This window comes from Streptomyces sp. NPDC102270, assembly GCF_044766405.1.
Lineage (GTDB): Bacteria > Actinomycetota > Actinomycetes > Streptomycetales > Streptomycetaceae > Streptomyces.
The window spans coordinates 118,108-137,081 of sequence record NZ_JBIWLX010000006.1; the positions used below are offsets into that span (position 1 = coordinate 118,108).

The window sequence follows — 18,974 nt, forward strand, 5'->3', positions numbered from 1 at the left end:
CGAGTCGGCGGACGGAGTCCGACGCAGGCTCCCGAAGCCCGTGAGGCCCCCCGGGGGCCGAGCGGTGCGAGGGGGCCGTCGGGGATGGTGCCGATGTGCGAGGGCGGGGGGCAGGCGAACGTGACGATCATCGAGAGGCTGTGACGACGGCAGGCCACCCGCTCCGGCGGACGGAGTCGGGCCGTCGGGGATGGTGCCGATGTGCGAGGGCGGCGGGCAGGCGAACGTGACGGTCATCGAACGTTTTTGAGGCCCTCCAGGGCCCCCTCCGCCTCCTTCATGATCCGCTCCACCAGTTCCGCGCACGACGGCAGGTCGTCGATCACTCCGGCGACCTGCCCGGAGGCCATGACGCCGAGATCCGTACGGCCGTCCACCATCGCCGATCTGAGCAGCATGGGGGTGTTGGCGGCGAGCAGGACCTGGCTCCAGGTGAGGTCCTTGCCGTGGCGGGTCGCGAGGCCGTCGTGGACCAACTGCCGCCAGGTCAGGCCGGAGAGCCCGCGGAAGGCGGCGGCGTGCCGGGCGGCCCGCAGCAGGGCGCGGGTACGGCCCGCGCGCTCCAGGGAGTCCACCAGGTCCGTGCGGAGCATGCGGTGCGGGAGGCCGTCCACCGCCCGGGTCACCGTCACGTCCTTCACCGTCGCCGCCAGATAGCGCGCCTTCACCGCGTCCGGCACCGTCGAGTCCGAGGTGAGCAGGAAACGGGTCCCCATGGCGACGCCCGCCGCCCCGTACGCCAGCGCCGCGACCAGACCCCGCCCGTCGAAGAAGCCCCCCGCCGCCACGACCGGGATGTCCACCGCGTCGACCACCTGCGGCAGCAGGACCGTCGTCGCCACCTCCCCGGTGTGCCCGCCGCCCTCGCCGCCCTGCACGATCACCGCGTCCGCGCCCCAGGCCGCGACCTTCTCGGCGTGCCGCCGGGCCCCGACGGACGGGACGACGACCACCCCCGCCTCCTTGAGCGCGCCGATCAGCTCGGCGGAGGGCGCGAGGGCGAAGGACGCCACCCGCACCCCCTCGTCGATGATCACGCGCACCCGGTCACCGGCGTCCGCGGCATCCGCCCGCAGATTCACCCCGAAGGGCGCGTCGGTACGGGACCTCACCTCCCGTACGGCATCCCGGAGCTGGTCGACGGTCATGGTCGCGGAGGCCAGGACACCGAGCGCGCCCGCGTTCGCCGTGGCGGAGACCAGGCGGGGCCCCGCCACCCACCCCATCCCGGTCTGCACGATCGGATGCCGGACCCCGACCAGCCGGGTGAGCGCGGTCTCCATCAGCCGCCGACCTCCCTTGACCGGGACCCCTGCGGATCGATCACCTCGCGGATCAACTCGAGCTCCCGCACAGTCGGTTCGCGCGTGTACGGCACCTCGTCGGACACCACCAGCTCGAACCCGGTGGCCTCCCGCACCTGTGCCACGGTGACCCCCGGATGCAGCGACGCCAGCCGCATCGAGTGGTCCGGCGTCCCGAAGTCGAAGACGCCCAGGTCGGAGACGACCCGGGGGATACGGTGATGGGGAGCGCCGTCCGCGTGGTCGTACCCCACGCCGCACACCATGTCGACCTTCTCGACGAAGACCCGCCGGGAGTGCCTCGGCACCCAGTAACTGGTCGGGTTGTTGAGGGTGTTGACCGGTGCTCCCCGCACCCCGAGCAGCTGTCGCCTCGGCCGCGCCCAGTCGCCGATGCACGAGATGTTCTGGTTGCCGTGGCGGTCGATCTGGCTCGCCCCCATCATCACGTGCCGTCGGCCACTCGTGACCAGGGTCAGGTGCTGGCGGTAGGGCAGCCAGCCCTCGGGCGTCCCGTCCGGGCGGACCAGCAGGGCCTCGCCGTCGGTCAGCAGCAGGTCGGGGGAGAAGGTGAGGCGGGCGAGGCGGGCACCGACCGAGGGGATCAGGCCCATGGGGCTCGCCAGGATCTCGCCCGCGTCCCGCCAGGCCTCGGCGCAGGCGATCACGCAGTACTCACTCCGGGTCGCGCTCATCAAGTCCTCCCCCGAGATAGCGTGCGGCGAACTCCGGCCAGGGCGTGGTCGCGTACTCCCGCTGTACGGCCTCGTCCCGGCCGTAGTCGGGGACGCAGGAGGTGAAGTGCGCGCCTCCCGGGGCCTCGACCACGCCGGTGACCGTGTGCCGTTTGAGCAGCAGCGACTGAGGCGGTGCCCCCTTCGTCAACTCCGCGGTGTCCACGATCCGTTCGCAGGAGACGTAAGCGGCGTCGGCCGCCTCGCAGAACAGGTCGTCGAAGTACGGGTCGGGGCCCAGACACTGGCCGTTGCCCAGCCGGTCGGCGCGGTTCACGTGCACCAGGGCGGCATCCATGCCGAGCGCGGGCATGGCCACGAACGTCTCCTGGTCGTCGTACGGCGAGGTCACCGTCCGCAGACCGGGGTTGACCCGCATGACGTCCGACCCGATGCCGGCCCGCACCGGCAGGAACGGCAGCCGGTTCGCGGCCGCGTGCAGGCCCCACATGAACATCGCCTCGTCGATCTCCATGAGCTCGAAGGCGCCGGCCTCGCGGGCCGCCCGGTAGTGCGGCTCCAGGGGGATCGAGTCGAGGGTGACGAAGGCGGTGACGAGCTTGCGGATGCGTCCGGCGGCGGCGAGCATGCCGACGTCGGGGCCGCCGTACGAGACGATCGTGAGGTCGGTGATCCGCGACCGCAGCAACGCCCTGACCAGGGTCATCGGCTTGCGGCGGGAGCCCCAGCCGCCGATGCCGAGCGTCATGCCGCTGTGCAGCCGGGAGACGACCTCGTCGGCCGTCATGGTCTTGTCGCTCACTCGGCCTCCCTGCCGAACCTGTCACGGACCCGGTCGGCGACCCCGCTGACGCTCGCCTCGTAGGTGAAGCCCTGCTCGTAGCGGTAGCTGCGGCGGACGTCGACCGGGTCGATGCCGTTGATCGCGGCCTTGGCGAGGCGCAGCAGTTCGCCGTCCTTGGCGGCGATCTCACGGGCCGACTCCAGGGCCGTGGCGGCGAGTTCCTCCCTCGGCACGACCTTCCACACCGCTCCGTGCCGGTGCAGTTCGGCGGCGGTGACCGTGCGGGAGGTGAAGTACAGGGCGCGCATGAGGTGCTGGGGGACCAGGCGGGCCAGGTGCGTGGCCGCGCCGAGCGCCCCGCGGTCGAGTTCGGGCAGGCCGAAGGTGGCGTCCTCGCTCGCCACGATCACATCCGCGTTGCCCACCAGGCCGATGCCCCCGCCCAGGCAGAATCCCTGCACGGCCGCCACTACGGGCACCTCGCAGTCGTACACCGCGGAAAAGGCCTCGAAGCAACCGCGGTTGGCACCCACGAGGGCGGCGGAGCCGCGCGTCTGGATCTCCTTGATGTCCACGCCCGCGTTGAAGCCCCGCCCCTCGGCCGCCAGGACCACGCACCTGACCTCCGGATCACGGCCCGCCGCGCGCACGGCGTCGGCCAGGGCGAACCAGCCGTCCGCCGGAAGGGCGTTCACCGGCGGGAAGTCGACCCCGACCAGGACGATCCCCTTTTCCGGGGACGAGGTGGAGACACCCATGGCCGCATCAGCTACCTTTCCACCAAACGTTTGTTAGGTGAAGGGTAGCGGTGAATGGAGCTGAGCGGGAGGGCCGTGGTCGTCACCGGCGGGACGCGGGGAGTGGGCGCCGGGATCGCCCGCTCCTTCGCACAGGCGGGGGCGGACGTCGTCGTCTGTGCGCGCAGGCCGCCCGAAGTCCCTTTGCCGAAGGCCCGGTTCGCGAGGCTGGATGTCCGGGACGCCGATGCCGTACGGCACTTCTTCGCCGAGCTGCCGCGCCTGGACGTGCTGGTCAACAACGCGGGCGGGACGCCCTACCGCCTTCTCGCCGACGCGAGCCCCGAACGGCACGTCCGTGTCCTGGAGTTGAACCTCCTCGCCCCGCTGACGGTGTCGCTGGCCGCGTACGAGCAGCTGAGGCGGACCCGCGGCTCGATCGTCATGATCGGGAGCGTCAGCGGCGGCCGGCCCTCGCCCGGCACGGCCGCGTACGGGGCGGCCAAGGCGGGCCTGGAGAACCTCGCCCGCTCGATGGCCGTGGAGTGGGCGCCGGACGTCCGCGTGAACACCCTGGTCGTCGGCATGGTCCGCACCGAGCAGTCGCATCTGCACTACGGCGACGAACAGGGCATCGCCGCCGTCTCCGGCACGGTCCCCCTCGGGCGCCTCGCCGAGCCCTCGGACGTGGGCGCGGCAGCCGTGTTCCTCGCCTCCGACGCCGCCGCCTACATCAGCGGGGCCTCGCTGCTGGTGCACGGCGGCGGGGAGCGGCCCGCCTTCCTCGACGCCGCCAATGCCGGAACTGTCGACAAGGAGACGTGAGTTGACCGGAATCTGCGACGGCCGGGTCGTCGTCGTCACCGGCGCGGGCCGCGGACTGGGCCGCGCCCACGCGCTCGCCTTCGCCGCCGAGGGAGCACGGGTCGTCGTCAACGACCTCGGCGTCGGCCTCGACGGCACACCGGGCCCCGACAGCCCCGCCTTCCTCGTCGCCGAGGAGATCCGCGCGGCCGGCGGCCAGGCGGTCGCCCACGGCGGCGACATCGCGACACCCCACGGTGCCGCCTCCCTCGTCCAGGCCGCCCTGGAGACGTACGGCCGCCTCGACACCCTCGTCAACAACGCCGGGTTCCTGCGCGACCGGATGCTGGTCAACCTCGAAGAGGACGACTGGGACGCGGTGCTGCGCGTACACCTGAAGGGGCACTTCCTGCCCCTGAAACACGCGGCGGCACATTGGCGGGCGGAGACGAAGGCGGGCCGTACGCCGGTGGCCAGGATCGTCAACACCTCCAGCGGAGCAGGACTGCTGGGCTCGGTCGGGCAGGGCAACTACAGCGCCGCGAAGGCGGGGATCGTGGGCCTCACCCTGGTCGCGGCGGCCGAACTCGCCCGCTACGGCGTTCAGGTCAACGCGATCGCCCCCGCGGCCCGGACGAGGATGACGGAGCAGACGTTCGCCGACACGATGGCCACCCCGGCCGACGGCTTCGACGCCATGGCCCCGGAGAACGTGTCACCGCTGGTGGTCTGGCTGGGCTCCGAAGCGAGCACGGGGGTGACGGGCCGGGTCTTCGAGGCGGAAGGCGGCCGGATCACCGTGATGGAGGGCTGGCGGCCGGGCCCGACGGCCGACAGGGGCGCGAGGTGGACGCCGGCGGAGGCCGGAGAGACAGCACGCAAACTGGTGGAGGAGGCCGGGACCCCCAGACCGGTGTACGGCACCTGAGCGCATCCTAGGTGTCGCACTCCAGCACCGTCCGGCACAACGCGCACCGCGCCCGCACCCGCCCCCGCACAGGGACCCGGATCCGCTGGTGGCAGGTGGGGCACGGGAAGGAGACCCGCAGCCGGCCGGGGCCGTCCGGGGTGAAGGTGTAAGGGACTCCCGGCTGCGGGCCGGGGACGTGGCGGCGGTCCCGTGCGTAGCGGCGCCGGCCCACCCAGCCCGCCGCCGTGAGGGGCGGCTGCTCGGAGTCCTCCCGGGCCAGCGTCATCCCCTTCACATACGCCGTGTACGCCTGCGCGCTGGTGAACCACACCGAGGGATCCTCCCCGAACACCAGCGACCGCTTCGCCAGCACGTACCCGAACTCCTCCGGCGTGAGATACCCCAGCTTCTGCGACGACGCCGCGTCCTCCCGGTACGCGTCCAGCAGCAGCCACCCCGCCCCCAGATACGTCGCCGCCGTGTCCGTGAGGATCTCGTTCTCCCGCACCCCGGGAAAGGAGAGATCCAGCCGGTGCAGATACACGTGCATGACCTCGTGGGCCAGCGCCGCGCCGATGTCCCGCCGATGCGTACGGAACCGGTCGTTCAGCTCGACGAAGTACTCGGGGCCCGCGGTGAGTTCGACGTTCGCCGCGTGGGTCATCTCCCGGAAGCTCACCACGAACCGGGCGTCCGGCAGCCGGTAGTGCCGCACCAGCTCCCGCGCCACCCGCTGCGCGCCGAGATAGAGATCGTCCGTGTCACAGAACGCCACGTCCACCGGGGCCACACTCGTCGCGAACGCCTGCACGGTGTCGTAGGAGAGCCGCTTGTAGAGCGCGTTGATCGAGGCCCGCACCGTCTCCAGGTGCGGGTAGCCGTGCTGGACCGGTCCGTCGTTCGTCACGCCCGTACCCCCAAGACGCCCTGAACCCGATTCCACTCTACGAGGTCGCGGGCGGATTCTCGTGGGCCGGATCCGGGGCACGGAGCCTGAGCCCGGTCGCCCGGTCCGGTGCCTCCTCCAGCTCCAGCACCCAGACCTCGTTGCCGCCCTCCCGCAACACCGGACCCGGCACGTACAGCGACCGCTGGGGGCCCGCCGACCAGTACCGGCCGAGGTTGAAGCCGTTGACCCACACGAACCCCCGGACCCAGCCCGGCAGCTCCAGCACCGCGTCCCCGGCGCCCCGCACGCTCACCTCACCCCGGTACAGCCCCGGAGAGCCGTCCCCGGGGACCGCCCCGAAGCCGATCCCCGTCACCGAGTCCAGCGCGTCCAGGCGCAGCCCCCGCGCCCGCACCCCGTGCAGGAACTGCCGCTCGTGCAGCAGCCCCCCGGTGATCCCCTTGGCCTCCCCGCTCCTGGGCCCGTAGTTGACCCGCCCCAGCGACTCCACCCACAGCTCCACGCGCGCGTACCCCGCCACCGGCTCCTTGAGCTGCACGTCCTCCTCGGTGAGCACCCCGGCCCGCTCCCCGTCGACGTACACCACCGCGAGATCCCTGAGGCCCCGCGCGATCAGCGGATACGGCTGCCGCGGCCCCGGCACGGTCACCTCGTACCGCACGAGCCCCCGGTCGACGTCCACCTCCTCGAAAGCCGGCGGCACGGGCCCCTCGTGGAGCGGACCGCCGCGCTCCTCCAGCGCGGCGGACAGGGAGGCCCACCCGGACAGGTCCACCTCACCGTCCGCTTCCAGCGCCGCGGGCGCGGGCGGCAGGTCGGCCACCGGACCGTACTCGGCCAGCACCTCACGGAAACGCCAGAACTTCTCGGTCGGCCTGCCGTACTCGTCGATCGGCGCGTCGTAGTCGTACGACGTCACGTCCGGCTCCAGCGGACCGTCGTGCAGGGCGCCCCCGCCCCGGTTGGCACCCGCCCAGCCCGCGAAGTTCGTGCCCCCGTGCGCCATGTACAGGTTCACCGAGGCACCGCACTCAAGGATCTCCCGCAGCGCCGCGGCCGCGTCTTCGGCGTCCCGTACGACATGCTCGCCGCCCCAGTGCTCGAACCAGCCGCACCAGAACTCCATGCACATCAGCGGACCGTCCGGCCGGTAGCGGCGCAGCGTCTCGAAGGCCGTCCGCGCGCCGGAACCGAAGTTGACGGTGGCGAGAACGCCCGGGATCGAGCCGCCGGTGAGCATGTGGTCCTCGGGGCCGTCCGAGGTGAACAGCGGGACAGTGACGCCCACGGCTCGCAGCAGGTCCGCCAACCGCCGCAGATACGCGGCGTCCGAACCGTAGCTGCCGTACTCGTTCTCTACCTGCACCATGATCACCGGGCCGCCGCGGTCGATCTGCCGCGCCACGACCTGCGGCAGCAGCCGCCGGAACCAGCGCTCCACCTGCCCCAGGTACACGCCGTCGCTCGTGCGCGCGTGACCCTTCAGCCAGTGCGGCAGACCGCCGTTCTCCCACTCCGCGCAAATGTAGGGGCCCGGGCGGACGATCGCCCACAGCCCCGCCTCCCGGGCCGCGTCCAGGAACCGGCCCAGCGCCTCCACGTCCCGGAACTCACCCGGGTGCGGCTCGTGCAGGTTCCACGGCACGTACGTCTCCACGCAGTTGAGACCCATCGCCCGCAGCATCGCCAGCCGGTGTCCCCACTGGGCCTCGTGCACCCGGAAGTAGTGCAGCGCGCCGGACAGCAGCCGCACCGGCCGGCCGTCCAGCAGGAAATCGGTTTCACCCACCGTGAACTCGCTCATAGGCTCCACCCTCACCACTGGCGACGGCCAGGTCCATGGACAAAGATCGTCGCTGCTTGGACCGAAGCGCAGGCAAGGAGCGCGATGTACCACACCTGGATGCGGTTCCTCACGCCCAGCCCCGTCCATCACCGCCTGGGCCTGGTCTGCCTCGGCGTCGGACTCCAGTACGGCGAACTGCCCACCGTCGGTCCCCGCACCCTCGACAGCCACGTCGCCGTCGTCATCAGCACCGGCACCGGGTGGTACGAGACCCCCGACGGCCGCCGTACGACGGTCACCGCGCCCTCACTGCTGTGGCTCACCCCCGGCATCCCCCACCACTACGCGCCCGACCCGGGGGACGGCTGGGACGAGGGGTTCGCCGGCTTCACCGGCCCCGCCACCGCCACCTACACCGAACTCGGCTACATCGAACCCGACCGCCCCGTCGTGCCCCTGTCCGACGCCACCGGCGCACGCGCGGTGATCGCCCGCATCGCACGGGCCGCCCGCCGCGACAACCCCCTCCTCGAAGTGGAGACCGGCGCCGCCGTCCACGAACTCCTCGTCGCCCTGCGCCGCGCCCGTGCCGACCTCGCCCCCGACGGCGACCCCGTCCTCAAGGCCCTCGCCCGCGACGCCTTCACCCCGCTGTCGGTCGCCGACCACGCCACCCGGCACGGCATGACCCTCGCCGAACTGCGCACCGCCGTCCGCCGCGGCGCCGGCTGCAGCCCCAAGGACTACCTCCTCGGCATCCGCCTCGACCGCGCCAAGGAACTCCTCGCCACCACCGAACTCCCCGTCGCCTCCATCGCCCGCCGCGTCGGCTACGACGACCCCGCCTACTTCTCCCGCCTCTTCACCCGCCGAGTGGGCATGCCCCCGATCCGCTTCCGAGCCCAGGAAAGCCGGACGGTACCGGGCGGCTGGAGCAACCGGGTGCCTGATCCGGGGGATCCGCCGAGGGTTTGAGGGGGCGTGTTTCCGGTGGGCCTGATCCAGGAAGGTCTGCGTGTCCGTGTTTCCGCCGATCCGCAGAGGGTCCGAGCGCCCGAGTTCCCGATCGGGCTGATCCGCCTACGACCCGCTGACCGCGCTCCCCTTAGGGTTGTCGCCCATGACCACCAGCAACACCGGATCCGGTGACGTCGACCCCGCTGTCCGCGAAGAGCTGAGCCGGCTGCGCGACAGTATCGACAACATCGACGCGGCCGTCGTCCACATGCTCGCCGAGCGGTTCAAGGCCACCCAGCAGGTCGGCCACCTCAAGGCCCGCCACCAGCTGCCGCCCGCCGACCCGGCCCGAGAGGCCCGCCAGATCGAGCGGCTGCGCACCCTCGCCGAGAACGCCAAACTCGACCCGGCCTTCGCTGAGAAGTTCCTGAACTTCATCATCGCCGAAGTGATCAGGCACCACGAGCGCATCGCCGAGGACACCGTCAACGGCTCCGCCCCCCTGGCCGATTGACCTCGGCCGACCCCGCGGGGAGGTGACACGGCCGCCCGCACCCGGCATGCTGCGCTGTGCACTCCTTGTCAGCCCACGAGCACTGCGTGTCAGCGCACGGGCGTAGGCTGGCTGTCCGCGAGGGAGGTACGTCGGGCCATGCCTTCGGATGCCAAGATCCTGATCGTCGACGACCACGAGGACACGCTCTACGCCCTGGAGAGCGCCCTGGCCCCCCTGGGCTACCGGCTCAGCCGCGCCACCAGCGGTGACGAGGCCCTCAAGCAGGTGCTCCGGGGCCAGGTCGGCCTCCTGCTCCTCGACGTACGGATGCCCGGCGTCAGCGGCCTCGACGTGGTCCGCTACATGCGGCGCCTGGAACAGACCCAGCACATCCCCGTCATCCTGCTCACCGGCTTCGGCCCCGACCACGAACTCACCTCCGCCGCCTTCGCCCTCGGCGTCGCCGACCTCGTGATGAAACCCATCGACCCCTGGGCCCTGCGCACCAAGGTCCGCTACCTCTTCGAGACCCACCGCCGCCACCTCGCCCTCGAACACGAGGTGCGGGAGTTACGCGCCCTCGTCAAGGACCACGGCGACAACGGCAAGGACAGCGCCCCCCACGGGGCCCTGTCCCACCCGGACGCCCGGGTACCGGTGCAGCGCGCCAACGGGGCGCACACCGGGGAGCTCGAACAGGACCGGACATAAGGCGTGTACCGATCCGCCTCTGTGAGTTGCCCCGGCCATCAGGCAGCATGTCCTGCATGTCCGTACTGACGCGCGACGAAGCGCAGACCCGTGCCAAGCTCCTCGACGTCCACCGCTACACCATCGCGCTCGACCTCACCACCGGCGACGAGACCTTCGCGTCACAGACCGTCATCCGGTTCACCGCGCGCACCGAGGCGGACACCTTTGTCGAACTCAAGCCGGCCGAACTGAGGGAGGCCACCCTCGACGGCCGCCCCCTCGACCCGGAGACCCTCGAGGAGAACCGGCTGCCCCTTACGGGCCTGACCGCCGGCGAGCACGAACTGCGCATCGACGCCGTCATGCGGTACTCCCGCACCGGCGAGGGCATGCACCACTTCACCGACCCCACCGACGGCGAGACCTACGCCTACACCCAGCTGTTCATGGACGACGTCCAACGCGTCTTCGCCGCCTTCGACCAACCCGACCTCAAGGCCGTCTTCGACCTTTCCGTCAAGGCCCCCGAGAACTGGACCGTCCTCGCCAACAGCATCACCACCGACCTCGGCGAGGGCCTCTGGCAGGCCGCCCCCACCCCCCTGATCTCCACCTACCTCGTCGCCGTCGCCGCCGGCCCCTGGCACTCCGTCCGCACCGAACACCGCGGCCTGCCCTTCGGCATCCACTGCCGCCGTTCCCTCGCGCCCCACCTCGACACGGACGCCGACGAACTCTTCGAGATCACCAAGCAGTGCTACGACCGCTACCACGAGAAGTTCGAGGAGCCCTACCCCTTCGACTCCTACGACCAGGCGTTCGTCCCCGAGTTCAACGCCGGCGCCATGGAGAACCCCGGCCTCGTCACCTTCCGCGACGAGTTCGTCTACCGCTCCGCCGTCACCGACACCGAACGCCAGACCCGCGCCATGGTCATCGCCCACGAGATGGCCCACATGTGGTTCGGCGACCTCGTCACCCTGCGCTGGTGGGACGACATCTGGCTGAACGAGTCCTTCGCCGAGTACATGGGCTACCAGACCCTCACCGAAGCCACCCGCTTCACCGACACCTGGGTCGACTTCGGCGTCGTACGCAAGGGCTGGGGCTACGACGCCGACCAGCGCCCCTCCACCCACCCCGTCGCCCCCGAAGCCGTCGACGACACGGCATCGGCCCTCCTGAACTTCGACGGCATCTCCTACGCCAAGGGCGCCTCCGCCCTACGACAGCTGGTGACCTGGCTCGGCGAGAAGGACTTCCTCGCCGGCATCAACACCCACTTCGCCCGCCACAAGTTCGCCAACGCCGCCCTCGCCGACTTCATCGACTCCCTCGCCTCCGCCACCGAACGCGACGTCCACGCCTGGGCCGACACCTGGCTGCGCACCACCGGCGTCGACACCCTGCGGCCCGTGGTCACCCGCGGCGAGGAAGGCACGTACACCCTCCAGGTCGAGCACAAGGGCAGCCGCCCGCACCGCATCGCCGTCGGCCTCTACGACCAGGACGTCGCCGACGAGGGCCGCCACCTCGTCCTGCGCGACCGCCTCGACCTCGACGTCCCGCAGAGCACCCCGCAGCCCATCGGCAAGCGCCCCACCCTCCTCCTCCTCAACGACGGCGACCTCACCTACGCCAAGGTCCGCTTCGACCCCGACTCCTTCGAAGCGGTCACCGAGAGCCTCTCGGGCCTGCCCTCACCCCTGACCCGCGCGGTCGTCTGGAACGCCCTGCGCGACGCCGTCCGCGACGGCGAACTGGCGCCCACCGCCTACCTGGACGCGGCCCGCGCCCACCTCCCGCACGAGACCGACCTCGCCCTCGTCCAGGGCGTCCTCGCCTTCGCCTCCGCCTACGTCGCCGACCGCTACGTCACCCCCGAACAGCGCCCCGCCGCCCTCACCACCCTCTCCTCCCTGTGCCGCGACCTCATCCGCCGCACCGAGGACGGCGACCACCCCGGCCTGCGCCTGATCGCCGTCCGCCACTGCATCGACGTCGCGGCCCACCCCGACACCATCGCCGCCTGGCTCGCCGACGGCACCGTCCCCGGCGGCCCCGAACTCGACCCCGAACTGCGCTGGCGCGTCCTCGCCCGCCTCGCCGTCCTCGGCGCCACCGACGAGACCGCCATCGCCGGCGAACTCGAACGCGACCCCTCCGCCGCCGGCCAGGAAGGCGCCGCCCGCTGCCGCGCCGCCCTCCCCACCGAAGAGGCCAAAGCACAGGCATGGGAAGCGATGTTCACCCGCGACGACCTCTCCAACTACCTGTTCACCGCCACCGCACAGGGCTTCTGGCAACCTGAACAGACCGACCTCGTACGGCAGTACGTGCCCCGCTACTACCAGGACGCCGTCGCCCTCGCCGCCCGCCGGGGCCCCGCGATCGCCGACGCCGCCGGCCGCTGGGCGTTCCCCGGCTACGCCATCGACGAGGACACCCTGCGACTCGGCGAGACCTGCCTGCGCGACGCCGACCCCATCCCCGCCCTGCGCCGCAAACTCGTCGACCAACTCGACGACCTGGGACGGGCGTTGCGGGTGAGGCAGGCGTAGAGCGGATTTTCCCCGTACGGGAGTACCCCCTTTCGGGTCAGAATCGTTGAACTCTCCGGGCGCGCCCAAGCAACCGCGTCCAAGCTGGAAGCCACCAGCGCCCCCGGAGGTCGACGATGCACACGCCGCCCCTGGCCTCGGGCCCCGAAGGCCCCACCTCGCTGCGCCCACTGCTCGACTCGGTCCTGGAGGCGCTGGGGGAGGGGGCACGGGCGCGCCGGGGACCACTTCCGGCGGGCGGCCCGGCCGAGGTGGCGGCGCGAGCGCGGGCCGCACTGGGCGACGTACTCCCGGACGAGGGTGATCCGGAGGCCCTACGACACCTGGTGCAGGCCCTGGCGGAAGGCTCCGCGGACCCGGCCGACCCCCTGTGCGCAGCCCACCTCCACTGCCCGCCCCTCGCGGTGGCCGCAGCAGCCGACCTTGCCGTGAGCGTTTTGAACCCGTCGATGGACTCGTGGGACCAGGCCCCGGCAGCCTCGGAACTTGAGGCACTGGTGACACGGCGACTGGCGAGAGAGGCGTACTCCGAGACAGTCAGGGGCGCGGGGCTGTATCGATATGCGGCTCCGCCGCGGGGCGCGACAAGCCCCCACCGGCCCGATGCTTTGGTGACTACCGGTGGCACGGAATCAAATCAACTCGCCCTCCTCCTGGCCCGCGAGACCCAAGGCCCAGGTGTCCGACTGGTCTGCGGCGAAAACGCCCACCACTCGCTCCCACGCGCCGCCTGGCTCCTGGGCCTGCCGGCCCCGCTCATCGTCCCCACTCCCAACGGCACCCTCGACCCCGCAGCCCTCGACAAGGCCCTGCACGGACCGTCGGTCATCGCCGCGACCGCGGGCACCACGGACACCGGCCACATCGACCCCCTCCCCGAGATCGCCGCCCTGTGCGCGCAGCGCGGGGCACGGCTGCACATCGACGCGGCCTACGGCGGAGGACTCCTCTTCAGCGACCGGCACCGAGGCAAGCTCGACGGACTCACCGCCGCCGACACCGTCACCCTCGACCTCCACAAACTCGGCTGGCAGCCCGTCGCCGCAGGACTCCTCGCCGTCCGCGACAGCAACGACCTCACCGCCCTGAACCAGCGCGCCGACTACCTCAACGCCGACGACGACACCGAAGCCGGCCTCCCCGACCTCCTCGGCCGCTCCCTGCGCACCACCCGCCGCCCCGACATCCTCAAGATCGCCGTCACCCTGAAAACCCTGGGACGGACAGGACTCGGCGCTCTCGTCGACCAAGTCTGCGATCAGGCACGGCAGTTCGCGGAACTCATCGACCAGCACCCCGGGTTCGAACTCCACGAACCGCCCACCATCAGCACGGTCCTGTTCCGACCGGCGAACGCAACCGACGACGCCGTAGCCGCCGTACGCCGAAAACTCCTCACCGACGGCCGCGCCGTCCTCGGACGAGCCCGCGCGGCGAACCGGCTCTGGCTCAAGGCCACCCTCCTCAACCCCACCACCCGGCCGGCCCACCTCGCCGGGCTCCTGCACCTCGTGGAAGGAACCACCCCCCGATGACCCCCCACCCCCCACACCTCGAGCCCGACGCACCCCGCGACGTCGTCGGCATCGGCATCGGACCCTTCAACCTCTCCCTCGCCGCCCTCGCCCAGCCCCTCACCTCACTCGACGCCGTCTTCTACGAACAGCGCCCCGCCTTCGGCTGGCACCCCGGGCTCCTCATCGACGGCGCCACCATCCAAGTCCCCTTCCTCGCCGACCTGGTGACCCTCGCCGACCCCGCCAGCCACTGGACCTTCCTCAACTACCTCAAGGCCCGCGAGCGCCTCTTCCCCTTCTACTTCTCCGAGCGCTTCCACATCCAGCGCACCGAATACGACGCCTACTGCCGCTGGGTCGCCGAGAACCTCCCCGGACTCCACTTCAGCCACCAGGTCGACGCCGTCCGCTTCAACCCCGAACGCGACGTCTTCGAGGTCGACTTCACCCAGCTCGACACCGACGGCGAAGCCGAAGCACTGGGCCGCACCTACACCAAGAACATCGTCCTCGGCATCGGCACCCAGCCCTACGTACCCGAACCCCTCAAGCCCCTCGTCGAGGCCCCCGGCGTGCCCGTCATCCACGCCACCGACTACCTCGACCACCGCCAGACCCTCCTCGCCGCCGACCACGTCACCGTCGTCGGCTCAGGACAGTCCGGCGCCGAGGTCTTCCTCGACCTCCTCCGCAACCGCCCCACCGGCCGCGAAGGACTCCACTGGCTCGGCCGCACCGAAGCCTTCGCACCCATGGAGTACTCCAAGCTCGGCCTCGAACACTTCACCCCCGACTACACCCGCTACTTCCACGCCCTGACCGAAAGCGTCCGCGACCGCCTCACCACCACCCAGTGGCAGCTCCACCGCGGCATCGACGCCGACACCATCGCCGCCATCCACGACGAGCTCTACCGCCGCACCCAGCACGGCGGCTGGCCCGACACCGTCCTCACCCCAGGCGTCCGCGTCCGCACCGCCGGCAGAATCGCCACCACGAAGATCGAACTCCACCTCGAACACATCCAGCAGGGCACCCGCTCCCGCCTCACCACCGACGCCGTCGTCCTCGCCACCGGCCACCGCGAACGCCCCCTCGACCGCATCCTCGCCGGACTCGACCCCTACATGCGCCGCGACAGCCGCGAACGCCCCCGCGTCGACGAACACTTCCGCCTCGTCCTCGACCCCTCCGTCACCGGCGGCGACTGCCACGTCTACGTCCAGAACGCCGAACGCCACACCCACGGCATCGGCACCCCCGACCTCGGCCTCGCCGCCTGGCGCAGCGCCACCATCCTCAACACCCTCACCGGCAAGAACACCTACCCCCTCCCCACCCGCACCGCCTTCACCACCTTCGGCCTCGAAGACCGGCTGCCACAGATCCCACCCGCCCGCACCGCCCCCGTCCTGACCCCCCTCGTCGAAGGACGGTAAAGAACCTGCGGCGGCGGAAGAAACCCGGGCACCGGGCCGGTTGGCTCCCACATGACGACCACCTGGACCGCCGCCCACCACGCCGCCGCCATCAGCCCCCACGAGAACCTCGCCCTCTTCGAGTCCCGCGGCTTCACCGACCAGACCGTCCGCCAGTCCCTGCGCCTGGCAGGCGGCGGCGAAGCGGTCCGCATACGACTCACCAACCGTTACGGCCGGCAGCCCCTGGAGATCGGCGGCGCCCACCTCGCCCTGCGCACCAAGGGCAGCGGCATCGACCCCGGCAGCGACACCCCGCTCCACTTCTCCGGCGCACCCACCGTCACCATCCCCGCCGGCGAGGAGATCATCAGCGACCCCGTCGCACTACCGGTGACCGCGGGAGAAGAACTCTCGGTGAGCCTCTACCTGCCGGGCGACACCGGACTCACCACCTTCACCGCCATGCCCTACGACACCGGACACGCCGTCCCCGGCAACCACCTGTCCGCCCCCGTCCTCGAAGACCCCGAGGAGTTCGCCACCGGCCACCTCCTCGCCGGCGCCGACGTCCTCGCCCCGGCCGGCACCCGCATCGCCGTCGCCTTCGGCGACTCCTGGATCGAAGGCGCCGCCACCACCCCCGGCACCGACAACAGCTTCCCCGGACAGCTCAGCCGCCGCCTCCAGCACGGCTGGATCGTCAACGCGGGCATCTCCGGCAACCGGCTCCTCACCGACGAGATCGGCGAACACCTCCTGGCCCGCATCGACCACGACGTCCTCGCCGTCCCCGGCGTCAGCCACGTCATCGTCCACATCGGCCTCAACGACCTCGGTCTGCCCGGCCACTTCGCCCACCCCGACCCCGCCGAAGGCCCCACCGCAGCCGAGTTCAAGGCCGGCCTCACCACCCTCGCCGACCGCCTCCACACCGCCGGACTCACCGTCATCGGCTCCACCATCGGCCCCTACCAGGGCACCGTCCACGCCGGCTACGACACCGAGCACGGCCAGGCCGTCCGCGCCGAGGTCAACGCCTGGCTCCTCGGCGGCGACCACCCCTTCGACGCGATCGTCGACGTGGCCGCCGCCGTCGCGGACCCCGGCCAACCCGACCGGATCCGCCCCGAGTTCAACGCCGGCGACGGCCTGCACGTCAACGACGCCGGCGCGAAAGCCATCGCCGACGCCGTGGACGTCACCCTGCTGGATCTCTAGAACTCAGGTGGACCTCTAGGGCGCGTATCGGATTGTGATCAATGGCTGTTCCGGATGAGCTCTTGGATCCAGATCATCGAGGCCCGCGGCTGGTGCTGGGGTTGAGGAAGACGAAAACCCCGGGATCCGGCCAGGGACATGGCGGCAACGCTGAAGAAGCTCAATGCGGGTACGTCACCCACCGCCTGGCAGACGTGTCGTACCACACGAGTGTCCCGGCCAGTATCGCGCTGAACGGTATCCACTCATCGTCCGGATTCCACTTCTCGCCGCCCGTGGCTTGCATGAAGATCGGGCTGGGTGCCCAAGCGACCGATACCCGATCGTCCGCGACCTCAGCGATCCAGCCGAGAAACTCGCGACCGTCGACAAGGCTGAAGCCGACCTTCGCCGCGTTGTCCATGCAGCCGGCAAAAAAGGTCTTCATCCTCGAGACATCGGCCATCGCCCGAGCATAAAGCAGAGTTCGTCAAGAGGATGCAGACGAGGACCGCAGCCATCACCCGCCCCGTCGTGCCGACCGGCGACCGGCACGCCACCTGCGACCTGCGCCCGGACTTCGGCCGGGCCGACACCCCTGCGGTCGCCGCCGAGATCACAGGAACGTCGGATCTCCACCGGCGGCGATGCCTACCCGCGCTGGCTGTAGGGTCAGGCTGAAAAGGCTCAGTGTGTGCTTCTGTAGCTGCAGTTCACCAGAGTGTCGCTGATCTGCTTCTCAGGGCCGGCCGTTCCAGGTCCAGCTGGACGACTGGGGGTAGGAGCAGTGGCCCTGGAAAGCCTCCCAGGGCTGCTTCAACGTGGTGGAGCCGACGTTGAACAGGAGGCTCCACCGCGTCGGCGTGAGCTTCACGAGCTCACCGGTCTGGACGTTGAGCCGCCAGTACGAGGTAGTTGTGCGGCCATTGCAGATCGACAACATCAGCTTGTTGGCGTTGAACGACTCGGCCTTCATGATGTCGGTTGCGGCGCTCGCGGGCGAGACGCACGTCAGCACCGAAGCCAGGCCCAGCGCAGCGGCGATACCGACCTGCTTGATCGCACTACGGGATGTCATCTTGTTTTTTCCTGGCTCTGCAGGGAGGGCGGGCGTTCGAGCCGCGAACTACGGACACGAGCGCCACAGGGTGATCCTTTTTGCGCAGGAGGTCAGGCGTGTCTCCTGCGCCACGGCCCAATCTTCGGACCCAGGAGTTGTTGATCAACCCAGGTCAAGGGAGTAGACATTTCCTGGCGCCGTCGGCCAAGTTCCACTCGGCATGGTCGGGCAGACGCTGACTGAGGTGACCGCAGAGGGCGCCGGAGGACAGGTCATGGACGCAGACCCGCGCCGTTTGTTCTGAGAGGAACGCTGGCGTTCACTCGACTGACGATGTCTAGGGCCACCGCAGTAGACGACGCGAGTTGCTCGGCCAGCACCCCCGCCCTGCTCCGCGGGAGGCACAGCAGCAACATGAAGAACCGCGTCGGGAATGCTCACGTCTCCGTTGGTGAATGTCATGTCCCAGCAGCCGATGGGGGCTCAGCGACCATGTGCGAAACGACGATGTGCTTTTTCGGGAACTGGGTGAGGCGCCGGTGACGACGAGCGGTGGGCTTCGACCGGGCCAGTCGATGATGTGGACGTTCAGTTCGTTCTTCCAACTGGACGGTGAACCCGTCGGAGCGTTCGCGGCGCAGGCCGGCCCTGGTCGTCAGCATGTGCTGGGCAGCACGGACCGAGTCGGCGACGACCCGCGTCTGCTCGTCGACTTCAATGAGGGGCAGCCTCTGCTGTCGGCACATGGACAGCTGGTGGGAGAGCGTCATGGGAACACCGTGCTGCTGTGGGAAGCGGAGTACCGCATCCGCCGTGCTCGATTCCGCAGAAAGCTGCACTTCTCCGTAACATCCGAAGAACGAACCATCCTTGATGTCAGGGAGACGTCCCGGCCCGACCGCACTGTCCACACATACGTCACCCGCAGCGATCCCGCGCTCGACCCGGTTGCCGTGCTCGGCCTCATCCTGCTGGAGGCACGGCCCGACAAGATGTCGGTCCTCAACGAGCTGCTCGAGAGGCGACCGACGTAACGGCTTGTGCGGAGTCCTCGTGGTGCTCCTCAGGCGAACGCATCACGAGCCGATGGCAGAACCGGAATTGGCGTGGTGGCATCGCAGGTGCTGACGGTACCCATGCCG

Annotated in this window: 18 protein-coding genes; 10 read left to right on the forward strand and 8 right to left on the reverse strand. The window is 70.7% G+C overall.

The annotated features are described in order from the left end of the window. Positions 1-233: 233 nt before the first annotated feature. The 4 genes from ACIRP7_RS13205 to ACIRP7_RS13220 are packed head-to-tail and all read right to left on the reverse strand — an operon-like array spanning position 234 to position 3,541. The gene (locus tag ACIRP7_RS13205) at positions 234-1,283 is read right to left on the reverse strand and encodes an NAD(P)H-dependent flavin oxidoreductase (RefSeq protein ID WP_403657432.1); all 1,050 of its coding nucleotides are present in this window, start codon (positions 1,281-1,283) and stop codon (positions 234-236) included. Next, positions 1,283-1,999, reverse strand: a complete 717-nt coding sequence (locus ACIRP7_RS13210; protein WP_403657435.1) for a CoA-transferase subunit beta — start codon at positions 1,997-1,999, stop codon at positions 1,283-1,285. Before ACIRP7_RS13210 ends, ACIRP7_RS13205 begins: the two co-directional genes overlap by 1 nt. Next, complete coding sequence (locus ACIRP7_RS13215) at positions 1,980-2,801, reverse strand: CoA transferase subunit A (RefSeq protein ID WP_403657438.1); 822 nt, start codon at positions 2,799-2,801, stop codon at positions 1,980-1,982. Before ACIRP7_RS13215 ends, ACIRP7_RS13210 begins: the two co-directional genes overlap by 20 nt. Further along, entirely contained in the window at positions 2,798-3,541 is a 744-nt protein-coding gene (locus tag ACIRP7_RS13220; protein ID WP_403657441.1) for an enoyl-CoA hydratase family protein, read from the reverse strand. Before ACIRP7_RS13220 ends, ACIRP7_RS13215 begins: the two co-directional genes overlap by 4 nt. Positions 3,542-3,595: 54 nt before the next feature. On the opposite strand from ACIRP7_RS13220, the gene ACIRP7_RS13225 reads away from it, so the two are divergent. After that, positions 3,596-4,345 carry an SDR family oxidoreductase gene (locus ACIRP7_RS13225; RefSeq protein WP_403657444.1) on the forward strand — a complete coding sequence of 250 codons (750 nt, stop codon included), beginning with the start codon at positions 3,596-3,598 and terminating at the stop codon, positions 4,343-4,345. A gap of 1 nt (position 4,346) precedes the next feature. Continuing rightward, positions 4,347-5,252, forward strand: coding sequence for an SDR family oxidoreductase (locus tag ACIRP7_RS13230; protein ID WP_403657447.1), 906 nt, complete (start codon positions 4,347-4,349; stop codon positions 5,250-5,252). 7 nt (positions 5,253-5,259) lie between these two features. Here the strand turns inward: ACIRP7_RS13230 and ACIRP7_RS13235 are convergent, their stop codons facing one another. Beyond that, positions 5,260-6,141, reverse strand: a complete 882-nt coding sequence (locus ACIRP7_RS13235; protein ID WP_403657450.1) for a hypothetical protein — start codon at positions 6,139-6,141, stop codon at positions 5,260-5,262. 37 nt (positions 6,142-6,178) lie between these two features. Continuing rightward, positions 6,179-7,948, reverse strand: a complete 1,770-nt coding sequence (locus tag ACIRP7_RS13240) for a beta-galactosidase family protein (RefSeq protein WP_403657453.1) — start codon at positions 7,946-7,948, stop codon at positions 6,179-6,181. A gap of 84 nt (positions 7,949-8,032) precedes the next feature. On the opposite strand from ACIRP7_RS13240, the gene ACIRP7_RS13245 reads away from it, so the two are divergent. The 7 genes from ACIRP7_RS13245 to ACIRP7_RS13275 all read left to right on the forward strand — a co-directional run bounded on the left by ACIRP7_RS13245 (position 8,033) and on the right by ACIRP7_RS13275 (position 16,793). After that, positions 8,033-8,905, forward strand: a complete 873-nt coding sequence (locus ACIRP7_RS13245) for a helix-turn-helix domain-containing protein (protein ID WP_403657456.1) — start codon at positions 8,033-8,035, stop codon at positions 8,903-8,905. Between the two features lie 145 nt (positions 8,906-9,050). Next, positions 9,051-9,401 carry a chorismate mutase gene (locus tag ACIRP7_RS13250; protein WP_403657459.1) on the forward strand — a complete coding sequence of 117 codons (351 nt, stop codon included), beginning with the start codon at positions 9,051-9,053 and terminating at the stop codon, positions 9,399-9,401. 138 nt (positions 9,402-9,539) lie between these two features. Continuing rightward, entirely contained in the window at positions 9,540-10,094 is a 555-nt protein-coding gene (locus tag ACIRP7_RS13255; protein ID WP_403657461.1) for a two-component system response regulator, read from the forward strand. Positions 10,095-10,150: 56 nt separating this feature from the next. After that, complete coding sequence (pepN, locus tag ACIRP7_RS13260) at positions 10,151-12,637, forward strand: aminopeptidase N (RefSeq protein ID WP_403657464.1); 2,487 nt, start codon at positions 10,151-10,153, stop codon at positions 12,635-12,637. Positions 12,638-12,753: 116 nt separating this feature from the next. Further along, positions 12,754-14,172, forward strand: coding sequence for a pyridoxal phosphate-dependent decarboxylase family protein (locus ACIRP7_RS13265; RefSeq protein WP_403657467.1), 1,419 nt, complete (start codon positions 12,754-12,756; stop codon positions 14,170-14,172). Beyond that, positions 14,169-15,593: a lysine N(6)-hydroxylase/L-ornithine N(5)-oxygenase family protein gene (locus ACIRP7_RS13270; protein ID WP_403657470.1), complete on the forward strand. Its 1,425-nt coding sequence runs from the start codon at positions 14,169-14,171 to the stop codon at positions 15,591-15,593. Before ACIRP7_RS13265 ends, ACIRP7_RS13270 begins: the two co-directional genes overlap by 4 nt. A gap of 51 nt (positions 15,594-15,644) precedes the next feature. Beyond that, complete coding sequence (locus ACIRP7_RS13275) at positions 15,645-16,793, forward strand: GDSL-type esterase/lipase family protein (protein WP_403657473.1); 1,149 nt, start codon at positions 15,645-15,647, stop codon at positions 16,791-16,793. 160 nt (positions 16,794-16,953) lie between these two features. Here ACIRP7_RS13275 and ACIRP7_RS13280 read toward each other — a convergent pair whose 3' ends face one another. Together ACIRP7_RS13280 and ACIRP7_RS13285 are read right to left on the reverse strand one after the other, a co-directional pair. Beyond that, entirely contained in the window at positions 16,954-17,238 is a 285-nt protein-coding gene (locus tag ACIRP7_RS13280) for a hypothetical protein (protein WP_403657476.1), read from the reverse strand. 273 nt (positions 17,239-17,511) lie between these two features. After that, on the reverse strand, positions 17,512-17,850 hold the full coding sequence (locus ACIRP7_RS13285) for a hypothetical protein (RefSeq protein ID WP_403657479.1): 339 nt from the start codon (positions 17,848-17,850) through the stop codon (positions 17,512-17,514). 476 nt (positions 17,851-18,326) lie between these two features. Here ACIRP7_RS13285 and ACIRP7_RS13290 point away from each other — a divergent pair, with 476 nt between their 5' ends. Continuing rightward, the gene (locus tag ACIRP7_RS13290; RefSeq protein WP_403657482.1) at positions 18,327-18,866 is read left to right on the forward strand and encodes a hypothetical protein; all 540 of its coding nucleotides are present in this window, start codon (positions 18,327-18,329) and stop codon (positions 18,864-18,866) included. Positions 18,867-18,974 lie beyond the last annotated feature (108 nt).